The following is a 20,815-nucleotide window of genomic DNA, read 5'->3' on the forward strand; positions in this document are numbered from 1 at the left end:
CTTGCGTGCTGCCTGATCCGTGTGCTCAGCCGGCGGCCGCAAACAGCTCGTTGAGCTCGCCGTAGGGCATGGCAGTGTCCAGCCCGCGCGCCATGTCGCCTGCCAGGAATTGCCGTGTCGCCTGCAGGCCGGCGGCGTAGGCGTGCTGGAACAGCGCCGGGCCGGCACTGATGCGGCGCACGCCCGCCAGCTGCAGTTCGGCCAGCGACGGCAGGCCGGGTACGGTCATCACGTTCAACGGCAACGTCGTGCCTGACGCGACCGTGGCGATCTCGTCCGCGGAGGCAAGGCCGGGTACGAAAGCGCCGTCCGCACCGGCTTCGGCATAGCGCGCCAGGCGCTCGACGGACATCTTCACCGCCGCCTCGCCCGAGGCCATGCCACGCAGGTAGACATCGGTGCGTGCGTTGATGAACAAGGGCGTGTCGCCGAGCGCGGTGCGGATGGCCTTGATCTTGGCGACCAGCAGGTCCGGGTCGCCGCTGCCGTCCTCCAGGTTGATGCCGACCGCGCCGGCCTCGGCGACTTCGCGTACCAGCGAAGCGACGATCTCCGGGGCGTCGCTGTATCCGTCCTCGACATCGATGCTGACCGGCACGGCGGCGACACGCACGATGTCGTGGACCTTCTGCAGCAGGGCCTCGCGCGGGAGCGCACCGCCATCGGCATGGCCGCAGGCCCAGGCCAGCGCGGCACTGCCGGTAACGAGCGCGGGGGCGCCGGCATGCTGCCACAACGCGGCGCTGGCGGCATCCCAGACGTTGGCGATCAGCAGGGGCGATTCGGCCCGGTGCAGGGCGAGGAAGCGGGCGTGCATGTCGGCGTGCATGGTGCTGGGCATCGTTCGATCCATCGGGAAGGGAAGGGCATCATGACCGGGGCCGAGGCCGCCGGCTCGCCGTTTTCGGACATCAACGTTCGCTCATGCGGCGAACAGATCGCCAGCTGCTTCATCCTTCGCCAGTGCGCCTTCCAGTTCCAGCAGGAACTGCTTGGTCGGCAGCCCGCCGCCGAAGCCGGTCAGCGAGCCGTCGGCACCGATCACGCGATGGCAGGGCAGCACGATCGGGATCGGGTTGCGGCCGTTGGCGGCGCCGACCGCACGCACCGCGGCGGGTTTGCCGATCCGCGCCGCGAGTTGGGCGTAGCTGACGGTTTCGCCGAATGGAATCGCCGCCAGCGCGAACCACACGGCGCGCTGGAATTCGGTTCCCTGCGGGGCGAGCGGGAGGTCGAACACGGTGCGCTGGTTGGAAAAGTATTCGTCCAGCTGCGTGGCCACCTGTTCGAGCAGGGGGTGGTCGCCTTCCTGCCAGCGGGCGTCGCGTGGCACCGGGTGGCGCTGGGCGTGGAATTCGATTGCGTGCACGCCAGCGTCGGAGGCGGCCAGCCGCAGCGGGCCGACCGGGCTGGGCAGGATGCGGTGGAAGATGAGGTGTTGCGTGCTTGTGGAGCGCGTGCCCCGGGATGGCGTGCTCATTGATGGCATGTTCATGCGGCTTTGCTCCGTTTGGGCGTGGGCTGGCGCGAGGCAGAAGCCGCGGCTTCGCGCCATAGCTGGATCACGGCGTAGGCCCGCCAGGGACGCCAGGCTTCGGCACGGATGGTGAGGGCCTTCGCGGTCAGTCGACTGCCATCGGTGGGCAGGGTTTTCTGCAGTACCAAGTCGTCGGCCGGGAAGGCGTCGGGATGGGCCAGTGCACGCAGGGCGATGTAGTGCGCGGTCCATGGCCCGATACCGGGCAACGCGGTCCAGCGCGCAACGAAATCCTCGAGCGTGCGCTCCGCGGCGAAGTCGACCTGGCCGTCGAGCAGCGCCTGGGCGACGGTCCGGATGGTCGCGGCACGGGCACGGGTCAAGCCGACACTGGTGAGGTCGGCGTCGGCCAGCGCTTCCGGCGTCGGGAACAGATGTTCGAGGCCTTCGGCCAGCGGTGCCGCCAACGGCGTGCCGAAACGTTGTGCGACGCGTGCGGCGACGGTGCGGGCGGCGGTGACGCTGATCTGCTGGCCGATGATCGCGCGCACCGCGATCTCGAAACCATCCCAGCCACTGGGCAGGCGCAGGCCCGGGCGTTGCTTAAGCAATGGGCGCAGGCGCCGGTCCACCGACAGCGTGTCTGCGATTACCTGTGGCTCGGCATCGAGATCGAACATGCGCCGGACCCGGTTCACCACCGGCTGCAATTGCAGCGGCGCGATGCCGTGCAGTTCGAGTTTCAGGGCCGGCTCGTCGCCGGGCCAGGCGGACACACGCAGCCAGCCGGTCGGGCCATCGCCGGTGGCAGGCGCGATCACGCGCTGGTAGGCGCTGTCGCCCACCACTTCCACGCCGGGCAGCGCACGGCCGCGGAGGAAATCCAGCATCGCCGGCAGGTCGTAGGGCGGGCGGTAGCCGAGCCGCAATGCCAGTGTCTCGTGCTGCTGCGCCTTCGGGCGCAGGCGCAGGTCGCGCGGTGCCATCCGGTAGGCATCCTTGAAGGCGGTGTTGAAGCGGCGCAGGCTGCCGAAACCCGCCGCCATCGCCACGTCGGTGATCGACAGGTCGGTCTCGGTCAGCAACTGCTTGGCGAACAGCAACCGGCGGGTGCCGTGCACGCCGAGCGGGGCGGCGCCCAGACGCTCGACGAACAGCCGCCGCAACTGGCGCTCGCCGAGGTTGACCCGTTCGGCCAGGGCCGATACCGACGCGTCGGCCAGCAGCCCTTCATTGATCAGCTTGATCGCACGCTCCACCGCCGCGTCGCCGCGCCGCCATGCACCATCGCCGGGCGACAGTTCGGGCCGGCAACGCAGGCAGGGACGGAAGCCGGCGGCCTCCGCTGCGGCAGCATTCGGGTAGTAGACGACGTTGCGCGGTTTTGGTGCCGGTGCCGGACAGACCGGGCGGCAGTAGATGCCGGTAGTGGTGACGGCAGTGAAGAACAGGCCGTCGAAGCGGACATCGCGGCTCAGCCGCGCCTGTTCGCAGACCTGGTGTGAAGGCAGGCCTTCGGGATGGGCGATCGCGGGGGCGGCATCGTTCGACATGGGAGCAGGCTAACACCGCCTGCCGCCATGGACTCGCCGTTTTCGGACATCAATATGGACGAGTGGAGAGGGAAGAGGAGCGAGGAACGAGAGGAAGGCGGGGTTTGCGTCCGTTGCTTCTACTCGTTCTCACTCCTCTCCACTCATTGTTCGCCTTCCAGTGCCGGCAACAGGGACGAGATGTCGCCATCGTTGTCGGCCGGTTCGATGCCAATCAGCCGCGCCAGCAGCGGGTACACATCGACGTTGTCGAATGCCGGGATTACTGCGCCGTTGCGGAATGCCGGGCCACGGGCGATGAAGATCGCGCGCATCGATGGCAGGTCGGGGTCGAAGCCATGCGAGCCACGTGAACCCGAAGCGCGGCGGCGCTCGATCCATTGGGCCGGAATCGCGTCGGAGCCTTCGTCCATCTGGCAGATGATTGACGGGATACGCGGGTTGCGGCCGTAATGCCAGCGCTTGGGCAGGTCCTGCCGGCGCCAGCACTGATAGCGGTCATGGCGGCCGAGCAGGTGGGCTTCCAGCGCTGCCTCGCGCCCTGGTACGGGTTCGATGCCGACCGATTGCCCGTGCGACACCACCTTGCCGTCGCTCGGTGACACGATGTCTTCGATCGCAACGGCCTGTTCCGCGGTGGTGGCGGCCATGCCGTGATCGGATACGACGATCAGGTTGATCCGGTCGAGCAGGCCGCGGGCCTGCAGGCCATCGAGCAGGCGACCGATGGCGGCATCGGCCTCGCGGATGGCGGCCCGGGTCTCGGACGAATCCGGCCCATTTTCGTGGCCGTATTTGTCGACGTTCTCGAAATAGAGCGTGGCGATGCGTGGCCGGGTGGCTTCCGGTTCCGACAGCCAGCCCAGTACGGTGTCGACGCGCTCGTTGTACGGAAGGTCGCCGTCGTAGGGCATCCAGCGATCGGGGTGCATGCCCTGTATGGCGGCCTCGCTTCCTGGCCAGAACACGGTTGCGTTGGGCAGGCCGGCCTTGCTTGCGCCGACCCAGATCGGTTCGCCGCCCCACCAACGGCCATCGCCGACCGCGTCGCGGTTGCGCAGGCTGAAATCGCCCAGCTCAGGATCCTGCATGGTGTTGTGGACGATGCCATGGCGATCCGGACGCAGGCCGGTGACCAGGGTGTAGTGGTTGGGAAAGGTCAGCGACGGGTACGACGGGTTCATCCATTCGGCGCGCACGCCGGCGTCGACGACACGGGCGAGATTGGGAGTGATGCCGAGGTCGAGGTAACCGGGATGAAACCCGTCGATCGACACCAGCAGTACCGGCGGCGATGGCGATGGCGTCGGTATCGAACCGCGTTGCGGACTGTGCGGGGATGAAACGCAGGCGGCAAGGGCAAGGGTGGCTGCGGCGAACAGGGCAGGGGACAGGGTGGCGCGCGCCGCACGCGCCAGGATACGGATCGGATGCATGCCGCCGATTTTAGCGGGTGGATGTTGCAACTACGGGAGTCGGGGACAGCGCATCGCCCTGGACCTCGCCCCGGGCCATCAACACTCCTCCGCCAGCCCCGCGGCGTAGCGCAGGCCGCGGGCCAGATGGCGTCGGTAGGTTGCGTCCGCGTACAGCGCGGGATCGTGGCCGAGACCGGTGTACCAGGCGCGACCACCGTTGCGTTCGTGGCACCAGGCGATCGGGTGGTCGTCGCCCATCTCGCCGCCCTCGTACAGGCCCTCGTCCACGGAGGCGATCACGTGGACCCGGTCGCGGGGATTGTCGCGGTAGTTGTAGATCTCGTCAGTGACCGTCCAGTTGCGACCTTCGGGTGCGATGCCGTCGCGGTCGAACTCCACCCGCGTGGTCTGCAGCCCTGGCGGATGGCCCTTGAACCAGGCCCCGACCAGTTCACCGTACCAGGGCCAGTCGTACTCGGTATCGGCGGCCGAGTGGATGCCGATGAAGCCGCCACCCGCACTGACGAAGGCTTCCATCGCCACTCTGCCCGCCGGGTCGAGCACGTCGCCGGTGGTATTGGCGAATGCCACCAGTCGATAGCGTGCAAGGTTGTCCGGATTGAAGTCGGCGGGATCCTCGCTGACATCGACGGCAATCGAGTCCGCTCGCGCAAGCTGGCGCAGTGTTTCCACCGCATCGGGTATGGAGTCGTGGCGGTAGCCGGTGGTGCGGGTGAACACCAGCATGCGCATTGCCGGGGAGGCTTCAGTTGCGGCAGGTGCAGGCGGTGGTGCGGGTTTGGCACAGGCGCACACAGCGGCGAGAAGGCTTGATGCCAGCAGGTATTTGATGGTCGGGTGCATGGTCATGGTCGGTGGCACAAAGGAAGCCGGAAATGAAGCTGGAAACATGATCGTCGCTCCAGCGAAGGCGGGGCTTTGGGGCCGTCCAGGGGCGGCGTGCGCGATGGACATTGGATCCATTGGAAGCAAGTCCATGGGCCCCGCTGTCACGAGGATGACTGCCGTGCATCCGAGGGTGCCACAGATGGCGCTCCGGTATCGATTCAGGTGCCGGTGCGCAGTCCGTCCAGCAATCGCTGCAGCGAGGCTTCGTAGAACGCGCGGAACGTGCCTTCGTCGTAGCTGAAGCGGCCGCTGCGGTACAGCGCCACCAGCCCGTGGGTATGTGCCCACAGCGTCATTGTCACGTCCCAGGCATCATCCTCACGCAACATGCCGGAGGTCATTGCATCGACGACTGCATCGGCGACCACGGTCAGGGTCGGCGAACGGCGGGCCTGGAAGTCCTCGGGATATCGGCGCGCATCGCGGCGTGGCATCGAGAATGCGAGGTCGAACAGATGCGGGTGGGCGAGGGCGTAGTCGAGGTAGAGCCGGTGTACCTCGATCAACCGGGTCAGCGGGTCCAGCCCGCGCGCGCGGGCCGACCAATGCCCGGCGATCGCCTCGAAGCTGTCGTCGCCGATCCGCGCCAGCAGCGCTTCGCGGTTGTCGAAATGGCGATAGATCGCCATCGGCGAGATGCCGGCCGTGGCGGCGACGCGGCGCATGGTTACCCCGGCGGCACCCTCACGCTCGAACAGGCGGCGGGCGGCCTTGAGGATGCGTTCGGCGGTGTTGGATGCGACTGGCATGTGTACAGCGTAAACAAAACCGCGCCGGTCGGCGGATTTGGGATCGAAATTGGCCTTGTCGCACGTGTTTCGCCTCTGCGGCGACGGTGCCGCAACGAGCCCGGCGCGATAATGGGCGCCATACGAATGCCCAGATGGAGCCCGAGATGAGCAGCACGCATACCCGCCACGACCCCTCCCGCACGATCCGCGCCCCACGCGGCGGCGAACTGAGCTGCAAGTCCTGGCTGAGCGAGGCACCGTTCCGGATGATCCAGAACAACCTCGATCCCGAGGTCGCCGAGCGCCCGGAGGACCTGGTCGTCTACGGTGGCATCGGCCGCGCCGCGCGCGACTGGGAGAGTTACGACGCGATCCTCGAGTCGCTGAAGAAGCTTGACGACAACGAAACCTTGCTGGTGCAGTCGGGCAAGCCGGTCGGCATCTTCCCGACCCATCCGGATGCGCCGCGCGTGTTGATCGCCAACTCCAACCTGGTGCCGGCCTGGGCCAACTGGGAGCACTTCAACGAGCTCGATCGCAAGGGCCTGATGATGTATGGCCAGATGACCGCCGGCAGCTGGATCTACATCGGCAGCCAGGGCATCGTGCAGGGCACCTACGAGACCTTCGTCGAAATGGGCCGCCAGCACTACGGCGGCGACCTCAAGGGCAAGTGGATCCTGACCGCCGGCCTCGGCGGCATGGGCGGCGCGCAGCCGCTGGCGGCGTCGCTGGCGGGTGCCTGCAGCCTCAATATCGAGTGCCAGCAGAGCCGCATCGACATGCGCCTGCGTACCCGCTACGTCGACGAGCAGGCCAGCGATATCGACGACGCGCTGGCCCGGATCGAGAAGTACTGCGAAGCCGGCGAGGCGAAGTCGATCGCGTTGCTCGGCAACGCCGCCGAGATCCTGCCGCAGCTGGTCGAGCGTGGCGTGCGCCCGGACGCGGTCACCGACCAGACCAGCGCCCACGACCCGGTACACGGTTACCTGCCGATCGGCTGGACGGTCGAGCAGTGGGAACGCATGCAGCGCGAGGACCCGGTGCGCGTGCGCGACGCGGCCAAGAAGTCGATGCGCGTGCATGTGGAGGCGATGCTGAAGTTCGAGGACATGGGCATCCCGGTGTTCGACTACGGCAACAACATCCGCCAGATGGCCAAGGACGAGGGCTGCGCGAATGCGTTCGACTTCCCCGGCTTCGTCCCCGCCTACGTGCGTCCGCTGTTCTGCCGCGGCATCGGCCCGTTCCGCTGGGTCGCGCTGTCCGGCGATCCGGAGGACATTTACAAGACCGACGCCAAGGTCAAGGAACTGATCCCTGACGACGCCCACCTGCACAACTGGCTGGACATGGCGAAGGAGCGGATCAGCTTCCAGGGCCTGCCTGCGCGCATCTGCTGGGTCGGCCTGGGCCTGCGCCACAAGCTCGGCCTCGCCTTCAACGAGATGGTCCGCAATGGCGAGCTGAAGGCACCGGTGGTGATCGGCCGCGACCACCTCGACAGCGGTTCGGTCGCCTCGCCCAACCGCGAGACCGAGGCGATGCAGGACGGTTCCGATGCCGTGTCCGACTGGCCACTGCTCAACGCCATGCTCAATGTCGCCGGCGGCGCCACCTGGGTCAGCCTGCACCACGGCGGTGGCGTCGGCATGGGCTACAGCCAGCACAGCGGCGTGGTCATCGTCTGCGACGGCAGTGAGGAAGCGGACAAGCGCATCGCCCGCGTGCTGTGGAACGACCCCGGCACCGGTGTGATGCGTCACGCGGACGCGGGTTACGAGATCGCGAAGCAGTGCGCGGAAGAGCAGGGACTGAAGTTGCCGATGCTATAAGCTGGAGCAGCCAACTTTGAACTTCGTTGCCGGATGAGTCGCATGAGCCTGGATATGACTTCCCGCCGCCGTTTCCTGGCCGCATCGCTGGGTGCCGCAACGCTGGCGCTGCCATCTTCACGTGTGTTGGCGGGCATCCCGAAGGAGGGTCCGCTTGCGCAGCTGGCCGCGCTTGAACGCCGTCATGGCGGCCAGCTGGGCGTGGCGATCCTCGACGCGCATAGCGGCCGCCGCATCAATCACCGTGGCGAAGAACGCTTCGCCTTGCTGAGCACCTTCAAGTTCCTGGCCGCGGCACTGGTGTTGGCCCGGGTCGATCGGGGCGAGGAGCGGCTCGAACGCCGCGTCGTGTTCGAACGTGAGGCGTTGGTGCCGTACTCGCCGGTCACCGAGGGGCGCACGGGTGGGGCGGGCATGTCTCTGGCCGAGCTGTGTCATGCCACGGTCACGATCAGCGACAACACCGCCGGCAATCTGCTGCTGGAGAGCTTTGGCGGGCCGCCTGCACTGACCGCTTTCGCGCGCACGCTGGGGGACCGCCATACCCGGCTCGACCGGATCGAGCCGGAGCTCAACATCGTTCCGCCGGGCGAGGAGCGGGACACCACCACCCCTGCGGCGATGCTGACGAGCATGCGTGCGTTGTTGATCGACGAAACGCTGTCGGCCGCATCGCGACAACAGCTGGTCGACTGGCTGGTGGCGACCAGCACCGGCGATGCCCGTCTGCGTGCCGGCTTTCCGCAAGGCTGGCGCGTGGGCAACAAGACCGGCACCAATGGCAACGCCAGCAACGATATCGCCATCGCCTGGCCGCCGGGGCGCGCCCCGTTGCTGGTCAGTGCGTACTACGACAATGGCGAACTGCCCCCGGAGCAGCGCGATGCCGTGCTGGCGGAAGTGGGGCGGATTGTTGCCAGCCTGCCGGCCGGGGTATAGTCTGGCCGCGCAATCGCGCCCCACGAGAGGCATTGTCGATCCATGAAGAAGTGATTCGTCGCAATCAGTAGTGACGAACCGGCCAGATGCCGGTCCGTCGTTGCGTTTGCCGCTTCTGCGCGGCTCCCTCCTGCACGGATCTCTCCATGAACGACGAATCCCGGTCCTCGACCGACCGACCCGCGGCCGGCGTTGCCGAAGCCGCGCTGCATGCGCCCCCGCAATCCATCTGGTCCGCGTTGCGCGAGGCGGTCCGCGGCACCGGCGCGGATTACACCAGGATCCCGCTGCGCAAGGCGGTATTCCTGCTCGCGGTGCCGATGGTGCTGGAGTTGGTGCTCGAGTCCACTTTCGCGGTGGTCGACATCTACTTTGTCGGCAAGCTCGGCTCGTCGGCGGTGGCCACGGTCGGGCTGACCGAGAGCTACCTGTTCCTGCTCTATTCGATCGCGATGGGCCTGTCGATGGCAGTGACCGCGGTGGTCGCCCGGCGCATCGGCGAGCACAAGCCCGACGAGGCCGCGATCACCGCGGTGCAGGCGATCCTGATCGCAGTCCTGGCATCGGTACCGTTCGCGGTGGCCGGTATCGTCTATGCGAAGGAGCTGCTGCAGTTGATGGGCGCCGATCCCTGGACGCTCGAGCACGGCTACCGCTACATGCAATGGATGCTCGGCGGCAACGCGGTGATCATGCTGCTGTTCGTGATCAATGCGATCTATCGCGGTGCCGGCGATGCCGCCATCGCGATGCGGGTGCTGTGGGTGGCCAATGGCCTGAACATCGTGCTCGACCCGATCCTGATTTTCGGCCTGGGACCGATCCCGGCAATGGGGATCGAAGGCGCGGCCATCGCCACCAACATCGGTCGTGGCGCCGGCGTGCTGATGCAGTTGTGGATCCTGTTCCGCGGCGGTCGGCACATCCGCGTGGGGCTTTCCCAGCTCAAGTGGCATGGCGCGACTGCGTTCAACATCGTGCGTACCTCGCTGGGCGGGATCGGCCAGATGATCGTGGCGACCACTTCGTGGATCTTCCTGGTGCGGATCCTGGCCAGCTTCGGCAGCGACGCGGTGGCCGGGGCGACGATCGCGATCCGGGTCATGATGTTCACCCTGATGCCGGCCTGGGGCATGTCCAACGCCGCCGCGACCCTGGTCGGGCAGAACCTGGGCGCCGACCAGCCCGACCGCGCCGAGGCCTCGGTGTGGCGGATCGGCTGGTACAACATGGCCTTCACCCTTGCGGTGTCGGTGCTGTTCTTCTTCTTCCACGACCGTATCGTGGGATTGTTCAGCGACGACCCGAAGGTGATCGCGATCGGCGGCGAATGGCTGCGGATCCTGTCGTACTCGTACTTCGTCTACGGCTGGTGGATGGTGGCGGTACAGGCCTTCAACGGTGCCGGCGACACCGCCACGCCGACCTGGATCAACCTGGTGTTCTTCTGGCTGATCCAGATCCCGCTGTCGTATGCGCTCGCGATCAGCCTGGGCTGGGAGCACACGGGCGTGTTCTGGGGCGTGTTCGTGTCCGAGACCTCGGTCGGCCTGTTCACCCTGTGGCTGTTCTCGCGCGGGCGCTGGAAGACGATGCAGGTGTAGGCGCCCAGGCGACAGCTGGCCGGAAACCGGCGGCGGCCACGTTCCCGACCATGCAGATGCATGGCCCGCCTGAACGTGGACGGGCCCATACCGGAGAGCATGGCGATGATCGTGGGTGGCAGGCTCGGTTACTGGATCCTGAAGACGTTCTGGCCCGGAGGCTGCGGGCGTGAAGACGGCGCCATGCCGGCCGGGCTCGATGCCAGGCTGCGGCAGTATTTTGGCGATGACTTCTTCGAGCAGATACGCGGCAAGACCGTTATCGACTTCGGTTGCGGCCCGGGCCACGAGACGGTGGAGATGGCCCGGCAGGGCGCTGCACGCGTCATCGGCATCGACATCCAGCAGCGGATGCTGGATGCCGGCGAGGCACATGCCCGCGAGCAGGGCGTGGCCGAACGCTGCAGTTTCGTCACTCATACCGACGAGAAGGCCGATTTCGTGATCAGCAAGGATGCCTTCGAACATTTCGATGATCCGGAAGGCGTGCTGGCGCTCATGGCTGGCCTGCTCAAGCCCGGTGGCCGGGTGCTGGCGGCGTTCGGGCCGACCTGGTTCCATCCCTACGGCGGCCACCTGTTCTCGGTGTTTCCGTGGTCGCATCTGGTGTTCACCGAGAAGGCCCTGATCCGCTGGCGCTCGGACTTCAAATCCGATGGCGCGACCCGCTTCAACGAGGTCGAGGGTGGACTCAACGGCATGACCATCCACCGCTTCGAGCGACAGGTGGCGCATGGCCCGCTGCAACTCGAAGTGCTGGACACGCGGCCGATCCGAGGGCTGGGCCTGCTTCGGCATCGATGGCTGCGCGAGTTCGGCTCCTCTCTGGTGGTGTGCCGGATGGCGGCACGCTGACCTCGCACTGCAGCAGTCGGGCGCTTGCCGCCGACAGGCTGGCGGGGCACGATCGATTCCGGCTTGCCCGGAACGGAGTGCCCATGAAAACCTGGATTTGCCTGCTGCGCGCGGTCAACGTCGGCGGCACCGGCAAACTACCGATGGCTGAGTTGCGCGCGCTGTGCGAACGGGCCGGTTTCAGCGACGTGCGTACCTACATCGCCAGCGGAAATGTCGTGCTGCGCGGCACGCTCCCGGCGCAAGAGGTGAAGACCGTGCTGGAGCGAGCCCTGGAAGCACGCATGGGCAAGCGCGTCGGCGTGATGGTGCGCACGCCCCAGGAAATGCAGGCGGTGCTGCAGGGCAACCCGTTTCCGGATGCTGCACCAAACCGGGTGTTGGCGGTGTTCCTCGACGCGCCACCGCCGGCTGATGCGCTCGATGCTGCCAGTGGTCGCAAGGACGAACGGCTGGCCTTGGGCCGACGCGAGATATACATCGACTACGGCAGCGGCATGGCCGATTCGAAGCTCAAGGTGCCCGCCGCCTCGGCCGGTACCGCGCGCAACATGAACACAGTGGCGAAGCTGGTGGAAATGGCGCGAGAGTAGACGGCTGTCGTTGATCTTCGGCCATTGCGTCAGTGTAGGATGCGGGCGTTCGCTCCTGGGCGGGTGGCGTGTGATCCGGAAGCGTGGCTGCCCTGCCGCGACATCTGCAGGGATTGGAAACCATGAAAGGGAAGGGGGGATCGTGAATCTTGGACGATGGAAGGCTGGCCTGTTCGTCATGGCCATGGCGCTGGCCTGTGCCGCAAGCGCGAACGAAGCCGATGACCGGGTGTGGCAGGTCGAGTACGAGAACATCCACTATGTCGTCAATACGGACGGCAGCCATACCGAATCGCGCGAGACGGCGACGCGTGTGCTGAAGGAGTCGGTGCTCGAGTACGCGAAGAGGGCTTCCGTGGGCTACAGCAGCAGCATCCAGAAGGCCGACGTGCTGGAGGCCTACACGCTGAAGGCTGACGGCCGCAGGATCCCGGTGCCGCCTGGAAACTACCAGATCAGTGCGAGCTCGGGACAGGATGGCGATTCCCCGGTCTACTCGGACCGCACCACACTGACTGTGGTGTTCCCCGACCTGGCGGTCGGCGACACCACCGTTTTCTCCTATCGGTTGACCGCATCCACGCCGATGTTTGAGGGGCATTTTTCGGTCATCGAGAGCTTCAGCCCGGCGACCTACTACGGTGACGTGAAGGTGAGTATCGATGCGCCGGAGAGTCTCGAAGCCCGCCACTTGGCCTGGCAGATGCGCGAGTCGTCCGTGCAAAGAAAGGGGCGCAAACTCGTCGAGTGGCGTTGGCAGAACCGCAACCCGGTGGAGCAGGAGGACCTGCGCGACTCGGTTTTCAGCTTCGAGCGCTACCCGGGCTACGCGTTCTCGACATTCGACAGCTACGAGGCGATCGCGCAGGCCTACGGCGGCCCGGCCAATGCCAAGGCGGTGCCCACACCCCGTATCCGCAGCCTTGCCGACGAGATCGCAGGCGATGCACAGGAGCCGAGGGCTGTCGCCAAACGCTTGTACGAATGGGTGTCGCGCAACGTCACCTACGCGGGCAACTGCATCGGGCTGGGTGCCGTCGTTCCACGTGACCTGGATGTCGTGCTGGACAACCGCATGGGCGACTGCAAGGACCATGCGACCCTGTTGCAGGCCCTGCTTGAGGCCAGGGGCATCGAAAGCACCCAGGCGCTTATCAACGCCGGAGGGACCTACACACTGCCGGACATCCCGGTGGCGTCGGTAGTCAACCACGTCATCAACTACATCCCGGGAATGGACCTGTACCTGGACTCGACAGCGGCGACCGTACCGTTCGGCAGCCTGCCCGGCAGCGCCACCGGCAAGCCGGTGTTGCTGGTGGATGGTCATCATCCGGAAGCCAGGACGCCGACCCAGGACATTGGCCGGGATGGCCAGAAGCTGATGACGACATTGCGGATCAAGCAGGATGGTTCCGTATCGGGAACCCAGCAGCTCGAGCTGAGTGGCCGCCTGGCGGCGCGCGCGCGCGACCAGTTTCGTGGCGTGTCGGCGACCGATGCCGGGCAACTGGTCAAGCGCTATTTCCAGCAAAGTGCACTGAAGGCCAGCGGCTCGGTAAGCTATCCCGATCCGACGCCCTTGCTGGAGCAGTTCAGCATCGATGCCGAGTTCGAGGTGGAGCAGATGCTTCCCGTGCCGGGTGGCTTCCATGTCCAGCCGTGGTTCATCACCTATGCGCCGGTCATGATGCTGGTCGCCGGCAACGTGGGAAGCGACGAGCTCCCGTCGGGGGAGAGCAATTGCGGTGGGATCTTCTCCGAGGAGGAGTACACCCTGGAGTTCCCGGACGAGCTGGAAGTCGTCGCATTGCCGCCGGATGTTTCGCTCGAGTCCGAAGATGTCACCTATACCGCGACCCATCGGCGGGACGGCAACCGGATCCACGTCCGACGCCTTCTCAACGACCGCACGCCAGGCCCGGTCTGCTCGCCGGAATACAATGCCGGGTACTCGGACATGATGCGGAAGATTCTGCCCGGGCTGCGCTCGCAGATCGTTTACCTGCGGGATTCAGGGAAGTCATGAAGGTGTGTTCATGATTCCGGGTGCGGCCGCCCTGGAATCGTGAACTGGCTTCGGGGGCAGCTCGCCTGCCCCCGACCTGAATTTGACGATTGCTGAATGCTGTTGGTGACAGGATCCTGATACGCGTGTGTCGACCCGCATGGAGACAACACCATGATCGAGATCCTGAAATCCGCGCCGCATGTGGCGGCGTTCCATTTCACCGGCACCTTGAGCGGCGAGGACTACGACACCTGTATCGCCGAGGTCGAAACCCGGCTGTCGCTCAACCCGCGCATCGCGGTCTATACCGATCTCACCGGGATGACCGGCATGAGCGCTGAAGCGATGGGCAAGGATGTCCGCTATGCCATCGGCAAGTTCGGCGAGTACAGCCGTTTCGCCCGTTCGGCGGTGGTTACCGAGCGTCACTGGCTGGCCAATGTGTCGACCTTCGTCGGCAAGCTGGTGCCGACGACGGAACTGAAGACGTTCGAACCCGATGAGCGCGAGGATGCGATGGCCTGGGCCTCGCAGCCGATTCCGCCCAAGTGAGGCGGCGCTACGCGCCACGATCACCAGTTGGTGCGGTGCGGCAGCAAGCCATGCAGTTCGGCTTCGGTGAGATTGCGCCACTGGCCCGGCTTGAGGTGGGCCAGCTTCACGTTGCCGATGCGAACGCGTACCAGCTGTTTGACGCGGTAACCGAAGTGCGTGGCCATCAACCGGATCTGCCGGTTGAGACCCTGTACCAGGATGATGCGGAACCCGAACCGGCCGAGCTTGCCGGTCCGGCAGGGCAGGGTCATCTGGCCGTGCACCGGCACGCCGCGGCTCATCCCGCGCAGGAATTCGTCGGTGACTGCGCGGTTCACCGCGACCATGTATTCCTTTTCCAGTTTGTTTTCGGCGCGCAGGATCTCGTTGACGATGTCGCCGTTGCTGGTCAGCAGGATCAGGCCTTCGGAATCCTTGTCGAGGCGGCCGATCGGGAAGATGCGCTGCTGGTGGCCGATGAAGTCCACGATGTTGCCTTTCACGCCCGACTCGGTCGTGCAGGTCACGCCCGCCGGTTTGTTCAGGGCGATATAGACATGCTGGCGTCTGCCCTTGGCGACACTGCGCACGCGCAGATCATCGCCGTCGACCTGGACCCTGTCGTCTTCGCCCACTTCGCTGCCGATACGGGCGCGGATGCCGTTGACGGTGATCCGGCCGGCGCTGATCAACCGGTCGGCCTCGCGTCGCGAACAGAAGCCGGTGTCGCTGATGAATTTGTTGAGGCGCATGGGGCGGGGCGGTGGCAACCGGCGGCAGGTGGGCGCGCATGCTGTCATACCTTGTGTCCGCGCGCACGCTGGGCCCCTGTCCGCAGATGCGCGGGTTCCCCGGACCGGCGCCGGCGTCATCCCTCTCCGCCGGCAAAGCGCCGTATGCTCAAGGCTTCCTCCTGGCACCTGGTGCGCCATGAAACACGCCCGCTACACCCACCGCGGCCCGGTGCCGCAGGATGTCATCGAAGCGACACCGTTCACCCTGCCGGCGCTGCAAGCGGGGCAGGTACGGGTGGAAGTGCTGGCCGCGCCCATCAATCCGTCCGATGTGCTCACCCTGACCGGCGACTACGGGTCGTTGCCACCTTTGCCGGCGGTGGGTGGCAACGAGGGGGTGGGACGGGTGGCGGAGGTCGCGGCGGATGTCGCCGGTCTCAGTCCCGGCCAGACCGTGCTGCTGCCGATCGGTTGTGGCACCTGGAGCACCCATCTCATCGTCGACGCCGAGGCCCTGGTTCCGCTGCCCAGGGGGGGCGACCCACATCAGCTCGCGATGCTCACCGTCAATCCGCCTACCGCGCGGCTGCTGTTGAGCGACATCGTCGATCTGCACCCTGGCGACTGGGTGATCCAGAACGCGGCCAACTCCGCGGTAGGCGGTTACTTGATCCAGCTGGCCCGGATCCGCGGCGTGCGCACGGTCAATATCGTCCGCCGGGAAGCTGCGGTGGCCGACGTGCAGGAACTGGGCGCGAACGTGGTGCTGGTTGATGGCGACGACCTCAGCCAGCGGGTCGCCGAGGCCACCGGCGGTGCCAGGCCGCGGCTGGGCATCGATGCCGTCGGAGGCATGGCGACCGAGCGCATGGCGCAGGCATTGGCGCCGGGCGCCACCCTTGTCAACTACGGCGCAATGGGCGGCGAACCCTGTGCGATATCACCCTCCGCACTGATATTCCGTGGTATCACCCTGCGCGGTTTCTGGCTGGCCCAATGGTTCAAGAACACCGATGCCGCCACCCGCAACACGCTGTTTGCCGAACTCGTCGGCCTGATCGCCGCCGGTCAGTTGAAGGCACGGATCCAGCAGACCTACGGCATCGATGAGATCAAGGCCGCCGTCGCGGCCGCCGCGGCCGGTGAGCGTTCCGGCAAGATCCTGCTGTTGCCGAACGGCTGATGCCATCAGCTACCGGTCCAGGTCCGGATGAACGGGGCCAGCTGCGGAATCAGGTCAACCAGACCGTGCAGTGGCACCAGCAGCCACAGCGAGCGAGTCCGCGCCCACAGCACGCCGAAGGCGATCCCGGCCGGCGCGATCATCACCACTGAATACGCCAGCGCCCAGGCGGGGGTGGCACTGGCGACGCCTTCCATCACATGGCCACCCCGCAGCCACAGTCCCGGTGCGTGCGCGCAGCCGAACAAAAGCGACGCCCAGGCCACCGCGGCCACCTGCGACCGGGTCGATCGTGCCAATCGCTCCTGCAGGATGCGGCGGAACAGCACTTCCTCCGCGAGCCCGGCTTCGATCGTCTGCCAGAGCCAGCACAGCGGGATGGCCCAGGCCAGCGTCGCTGCCGTCGGCGCCAGCTCGGCGAGCGTGGCCAGACCACGCCCGAACACCGCCTGCAGCCCGAGGTAGGCGGCGCCCATCACCGCGAACACGAGCCACAGGCGCCGCGAACCGAATGGCCCGGGTGCCGGACGCAGCGCGGCGAACAGCCACAGCGGCAGAACCACCATCGTGGCGAGCTTCACCAGGACCTGTACGATCGACTGCGCGGGTTCCCACGGGAAGGCGCCATTGATGGCGCTGAACCCCCACCCCAGGACCAGCACCGCGAACGCGGCGAGGTAGGCCAGCACTGCCGGCAGCCCCGGAGCGCGTGGAGCAGGGGCCTGCGCGGCCGCCATTGGAATGCGACTCCGGGTCAGCAGCCAGGCAAGCAGAGGGAAGGCCAGGCCCACTATTCCAAGCAGGAACAGTGGTTCCACGATGGAGAAATCCGGCTCGCGCGACAGGAACAGCAGCGCCGCGACGTAGGCGGCGGCTGCGACGACGAGTGCGATGGCCGCCTGGCGACCAGGGAAGTGCATTCGACGACGCATGGCGGTTTGGCGTGATGATGATCGCGGCATCATGGGCCAGGCGTTCGCCGGAGGTATCCGACATTCGTGGCCCAACTCATGGCATGTGCCTGGTGGCCTGCCGGGTCCGAAGCGCCGCGGCCGGCGCAGGCAGGCGCCACCGGGCAGCGCCCCGGGGTTTGCTCAGAACTCCACCAGCGACTTGAACCCGCCCCAGATCATGCGCTTGCCGTCGAATGGCAGGGTCTTCGGGTCCATGCCGGCGAGGCGCGGATCGGCCATCACCTGCTTGTTGACCTTGTCACGGTGGGCGCGTGACTTGTAGATGATGTAGGCAAACACCACTACTTCGTCGTCCTTGAGCTTCATGCTGCGCGGGAACGACGTGGTCTTGCCGGGCTCTACGTCATCAGCGATGCATTAGTGGTAGGCGAGTGCGCCGTATTCCATCCAGATCTTGCCGGCTTTCCGGGCCAACCGGCGATAGTCGTCGAGGCGCTCCCTGGGGACGGGCACTATGAATCCATCTGCGTAGCTCATTGCGTCACTCCTGTCGGGTGGGGGCGTATACGCCCACATGGGCATTTCGTTCCATGTCAGGTGTCCACATGGCACTGCGCCGCCCGGGCCAGCAGCAGCGCGCGTTCCCGGGAATTGCGGGTCAGCTCCGCGGCACGTTCGAACTCTTCGCGCGCTTCGTCGTGCCGTCCGAGCCGGAACAACAGGTCGCCACGCACGCTGGGCAGCAGGTGATAATGCTTGAGCACGGGTTCGTCGGCGATCTTGTTGGCATGGTCGAGGCCGGCTTCCGGCCCATCATGCATCGCGATCGCGACCGCGCGGTTGAGTTCGACCACCGGTGACGGTGCCTGCCGTGCGAGTTCGGCATACAGGGCCGAAATCGCAGCCCAGTCGGTGTCGTCGGCGGTGACCGCGCGGGCGTGGCAGGCGGCGATCGCTGCCTGCAGGGTGTAGGGTCCGCGTTCGATGTTGCGCGCGGTCGCGATCCGTTCCGCCTGCTCCAGTGCGGTCAGGCCGCGGCGGATCAACAATTGGTCCCAGCGTGCGCGGTCCTGGTCCATCAGCAGGATCGGTTCGCCGTCCGCGCTCGTGCGGGCCTGGCTCCGCGAGGCCTGGATTTCCATCAGCGCTACCAGACCGTGTACCTCGTCCTCGGCGGGCATCAGGCCGGCCAGGATACGGCCCAGACGCAGGGCTTCCTCGCAGAGCGCCGGACGCAGCCAGTCGTCACCGGCGGTGGCCGAGTAGCCTTCGTTGAAGATCAGGTAGATGACCTCGAGCACCGAGGCCAGCCGCGCGTTGAGTTCCTCGTCACGAGGGACTTCGAACGCGACTTCGGCCTCCGACAGAGTGCGCTTGGCACGGACGATGCGCTGGGCGATGGTGGGTTCGGCGGCGAGGAAGGCGCGCGCGATCTCGGCGGTGGTCAGGCCACCAAGCAGGCGCAGGGTCAGCGCCACCCGTGCTTCGCGCGACAGCACCGGGTGGCAGGCGACGAACACCAGTCGCAGCAGGTCGTCGCCGATCGGGTCGTCGAGCGAGGCCTGCTCGGCCTCGTGTCTTTCTTGCTGTTCGTACTCCAGTTCGTAGGCGATCTGCAGGTGCTTCTGGTCGGCCATGCGGCCGTGGCGGATGCGGTCGATCGCGCGGCGCCTTGCGGTCGTCACCAGCCAGGCGCCGGGATTGTCGGGAATGCCGTCGACCGGCCACTTCTCCAGCGCGGTGACCAAGGCGTCCTGGGCGATGTCCTCGGCCAGGCCGACGTCGCGCAGCATCCGGGCCAGGGTGGCGATCACCCGGGCCGACTCCATGCGCCAGATGGCGTCGATGCGGCGGTTGAGGTCATGGTCCGTCATGCGTGGGAATGACAGCACTGGCCAATGATCGACGCAAGTGCCGATTCATTCCTGCGGCGGTTCACCCGACATGTGGAACACCTCCCACACATGGCCGTCCAGATCCTCGAAGCCGTGCCCGTACATGAAGCCGTGGTCGATCGCCTCGCGCGGCGTTGTGCCGCCGGCGGCGACCGCCTTGGCGACGATCTCGTCGACCGCCTCGCGGCTTTCCATTGGCAGTGCGACCAGCACCTCCGTGCTCTTGCCGGCATCGCTGACTGGCTTGGTGGTGAAGGTCGCGAAGTATTTCTCGACCAGCAGCATCGCGAACAGGTTTTCGCCGAGGATCATGCAGGTGGCGTTCTCGTCGGTGAAGGCCGGGTTGAAGGCGTAACCGAGCGCGGTGAAGAACTTGACCGAGCGATCGAGGTCCTTGACCGGCAGGTTGACGAAGATCTGCGGGTGGGTGGTGGTCATGGTTTTCTCCTGAATCGTGTTCTGGTTGTGGCGTGCCGGGTCAGGCCGCCTTGCCCGGGGTGGGGCAGTCCTCGCTGGGGCGCAGGCAGTTGATCATCCACGGCTTGCCGTAGCGGTCGGTGAACATGCCCCAGCGCAGCGCCCAGAAGGTTTCCTGCAGCGGCATCTTGATGTCGCCGCCTTCGATCATCGCGGCCCAGGCGCGCTCGGCCTCCTCGACGGTGTCGACGCTGATGTTGATGGTGGTGCTGTCGGTGCCGGCGCTTTCCGGCGGCGGACCGTCCGCGCCCATGATCACGGCATCGCCGACCATCAGGCAGCTGTGCATGACCAGGTTCTTCGAGTCGGGCGGCATCTGGTCGCACATCGGCGACTCGCCATAGGTCATGCGGCCGACGACTTCGCCTCCGAGGGCCTTGGCGTAGAAGTCGAAGGCCTCGCGACATTTGCCGCCGAAGTCGCACATGTAGGGAATGAATTGCATCGCGGTTCTCCTGTTGAATGGAATGTCAGCTTCGGGCGATCTGCTCGCGCAGGCGTTCTTCCTGTTCGCGCAGCTCGGGGGTGAATGCCTCGCCGAAGTCCTCGGCTTCGAACACCGGGCGGATCTCGATCACCGATTCGCCCGGCATCGGGTTCGGGCAGCGCTTGACCCATTCGATGGCCTCGTCCATCGAGCGGACCTGCCAGAGCCAGAAGCCGGCGACCAGTTCCTTGGTCTCGGTGAACGGGCCGTCGGTGACGGTGCGCTCCTTGCCGTTGAAGGTGACCCGGGCACCGCGCGAGGACGGGTGCAGGCCCTCGCCGGCGAGCATGATGCCGGCCTTGACCAGTTCCTCGTTGTAGCGGCCCATGTCGGTGAGCAGCTGCTCGCTGGGCATGATCCCGGCCTCGGAGTCGGCGGTGGCCTTGACGATGACGATGACGCGCATGATGGTTTCTCCTGTTGGGGGTGGGCAGTTTTCGCCCGCTTTCGACATGTCGACGAGCGGGATCGTGTGGGATCGACATGAGTCGTCGATTTTTTTTCTTCTCCCAAGTGAGGGGCACTCGTCTTCAGCGAAGGCGTCGACGCTGCCGGTTGCGTTCGATCGTCGGTTCTCGCCGCTATCTGGCTGTCCCGACGCGACCCGCCGGCCTTGACGACGAATGTCCCCCGGCCGCCGCCCGTGGCGGCGGCCTCCTCCTT

The 20,815-nt window shown here is 66.4% G+C and carries 20 protein-coding genes and 1 pseudogene; 8 read left to right on the forward strand and 13 right to left on the reverse strand.

Annotated elements, in window-relative coordinates:
• Positions 1-25 precede the first annotated feature (25 nt).
• The 6 genes from FKV23_RS05155 to FKV23_RS05180 all read right to left on the reverse strand — a co-directional run bounded on the left by FKV23_RS05155 (position 26) and on the right by FKV23_RS05180 (position 6,106).
• Positions 26-841, reverse strand: a complete 816-nt coding sequence (locus tag FKV23_RS05155; protein WP_244244106.1) for an isocitrate lyase/PEP mutase family protein — start codon at positions 839-841, stop codon at positions 26-28.
• Positions 842-922: 81 nt separating this feature from the next.
• Positions 923-1,489, reverse strand: coding sequence for a methylated-DNA--[protein]-cysteine S-methyltransferase (locus tag FKV23_RS05160; RefSeq protein ID WP_244244155.1), 567 nt, complete (start codon positions 1,487-1,489; stop codon positions 923-925).
• 2 nt (positions 1,490-1,491) lie between these two features.
• Positions 1,492-3,030, reverse strand: coding sequence for an AlkA N-terminal domain-containing protein (locus tag FKV23_RS05165; RefSeq protein ID WP_141622888.1), 1,539 nt, complete (start codon positions 3,028-3,030; stop codon positions 1,492-1,494).
• Positions 3,031-3,173: 143 nt separating this feature from the next.
• Positions 3,174-4,466 carry an alkaline phosphatase family protein gene (locus FKV23_RS05170; protein WP_141622889.1) on the reverse strand — a complete coding sequence of 431 codons (1,293 nt, stop codon included), beginning with the start codon at positions 4,464-4,466 and terminating at the stop codon, positions 3,174-3,176.
• 78 nt (positions 4,467-4,544) lie between these two features.
• Complete coding sequence (locus tag FKV23_RS05175; protein WP_244244107.1) at positions 4,545-5,195, reverse strand: ThuA domain-containing protein; 651 nt, start codon at positions 5,193-5,195, stop codon at positions 4,545-4,547.
• Positions 5,196-5,515: 320 nt separating this feature from the next.
• Positions 5,516-6,106, reverse strand: coding sequence for a TetR/AcrR family transcriptional regulator (locus FKV23_RS05180; RefSeq protein ID WP_141622891.1), 591 nt, complete (start codon positions 6,104-6,106; stop codon positions 5,516-5,518).
• Positions 6,107-6,252: 146 nt separating this feature from the next.
• On the opposite strand from FKV23_RS05180, the gene hutU reads away from it, so the two are divergent.
• The 7 genes from hutU to FKV23_RS05215 all read left to right on the forward strand — a co-directional run bounded on the left by hutU (position 6,253) and on the right by FKV23_RS05215 (position 14,480).
• The gene (hutU, locus tag FKV23_RS05185) at positions 6,253-7,926 is read left to right on the forward strand and encodes a urocanate hydratase (protein WP_141622892.1); all 1,674 of its coding nucleotides are present in this window, start codon (positions 6,253-6,255) and stop codon (positions 7,924-7,926) included.
• A gap of 42 nt (positions 7,927-7,968) precedes the next feature.
• The gene (bla, locus tag FKV23_RS05190; RefSeq protein WP_141622893.1) at positions 7,969-8,865 is read left to right on the forward strand and encodes a class A beta-lactamase; all 897 of its coding nucleotides are present in this window, start codon (positions 7,969-7,971) and stop codon (positions 8,863-8,865) included.
• Between the two features lie 146 nt (positions 8,866-9,011).
• The gene (locus tag FKV23_RS05195) at positions 9,012-10,469 is read left to right on the forward strand and encodes an MATE family efflux transporter (RefSeq protein WP_141622894.1); all 1,458 of its coding nucleotides are present in this window, start codon (positions 9,012-9,014) and stop codon (positions 10,467-10,469) included.
• A 60-nt stretch (positions 10,470-10,529) separates the two neighbouring features.
• Positions 10,530-11,324 carry a class I SAM-dependent methyltransferase gene (locus FKV23_RS05200; RefSeq protein WP_141622895.1) on the forward strand — a complete coding sequence of 265 codons (795 nt, stop codon included), beginning with the start codon at positions 10,530-10,532 and terminating at the stop codon, positions 11,322-11,324.
• 83 nt (positions 11,325-11,407) lie between these two features.
• A complete protein-coding gene (locus tag FKV23_RS05205; protein WP_141622896.1) occupies positions 11,408-11,917 on the forward strand; it encodes a DUF1697 domain-containing protein in 510 nt (169 codons plus the stop codon).
• Positions 11,918-12,059: 142 nt separating this feature from the next.
• Positions 12,060-13,946: a DUF3857 domain-containing transglutaminase family protein gene (locus tag FKV23_RS05210; protein ID WP_141622897.1), complete on the forward strand. Its 1,887-nt coding sequence runs from the start codon at positions 12,060-12,062 to the stop codon at positions 13,944-13,946.
• Between the two features lie 153 nt (positions 13,947-14,099).
• A complete protein-coding gene (locus FKV23_RS05215) occupies positions 14,100-14,480 on the forward strand; it encodes a SpoIIAA family protein (RefSeq protein ID WP_141622898.1) in 381 nt (126 codons plus the stop codon).
• A gap of 20 nt (positions 14,481-14,500) precedes the next feature.
• On the opposite strand, the gene FKV23_RS05220 is transcribed toward FKV23_RS05215, so the two are convergent.
• Positions 14,501-15,262 carry a pseudouridine synthase gene (locus FKV23_RS05220; protein WP_208543244.1) on the reverse strand — a complete coding sequence of 254 codons (762 nt, stop codon included), beginning with the start codon at positions 15,260-15,262 and terminating at the stop codon, positions 14,501-14,503.
• Positions 15,263-15,392: 130 nt separating this feature from the next.
• Between FKV23_RS05220 and FKV23_RS05225 the strand changes: the two genes are divergently transcribed.
• Positions 15,393-16,379: a zinc-dependent alcohol dehydrogenase family protein gene (locus tag FKV23_RS05225; RefSeq protein ID WP_141622900.1), complete on the forward strand. Its 987-nt coding sequence runs from the start codon at positions 15,393-15,395 to the stop codon at positions 16,377-16,379.
• A 5-nt stretch (positions 16,380-16,384) separates the two neighbouring features.
• On the opposite strand, the gene FKV23_RS05230 is transcribed toward FKV23_RS05225, so the two are convergent.
• From FKV23_RS05230 to FKV23_RS05255, 6 genes and pseudogenes are all read right to left on the reverse strand, one after another.
• Positions 16,385-17,299: a CPBP family intramembrane glutamic endopeptidase gene (locus FKV23_RS05230; RefSeq protein WP_167284985.1), complete on the reverse strand. Its 915-nt coding sequence runs from the start codon at positions 17,297-17,299 to the stop codon at positions 16,385-16,387.
• A 174-nt stretch (positions 17,300-17,473) separates the two neighbouring features.
• Positions 17,474-17,875: pseudogene (locus FKV23_RS05235) on the reverse strand (DUF1428 domain-containing protein).
• Positions 17,876-17,886: 11 nt separating this feature from the next.
• The gene (locus tag FKV23_RS05240; RefSeq protein ID WP_141622902.1) at positions 17,887-19,167 is read right to left on the reverse strand and encodes an RNA polymerase sigma factor; all 1,281 of its coding nucleotides are present in this window, start codon (positions 19,165-19,167) and stop codon (positions 17,887-17,889) included.
• A 45-nt stretch (positions 19,168-19,212) separates the two neighbouring features.
• Entirely contained in the window at positions 19,213-19,626 is a 414-nt protein-coding gene (locus FKV23_RS05245; protein ID WP_141622903.1) for a VOC family protein, read from the reverse strand.
• A 40-nt stretch (positions 19,627-19,666) separates the two neighbouring features.
• A complete protein-coding gene (locus FKV23_RS05250) occupies positions 19,667-20,110 on the reverse strand; it encodes a VOC family protein (protein WP_141622904.1) in 444 nt (147 codons plus the stop codon).
• 25 nt (positions 20,111-20,135) lie between these two features.
• The gene (locus tag FKV23_RS05255) at positions 20,136-20,558 is read right to left on the reverse strand and encodes a YciI family protein (protein ID WP_141622905.1); all 423 of its coding nucleotides are present in this window, start codon (positions 20,556-20,558) and stop codon (positions 20,136-20,138) included.
• Positions 20,559-20,815: the final 257 nt, after the last annotated feature.

This window comes from Lysobacter alkalisoli (assembly GCF_006547045.1).
Taxonomy (GTDB): domain Bacteria; phylum Pseudomonadota; class Gammaproteobacteria; order Xanthomonadales; family Xanthomonadaceae; genus Marilutibacter; species Marilutibacter alkalisoli.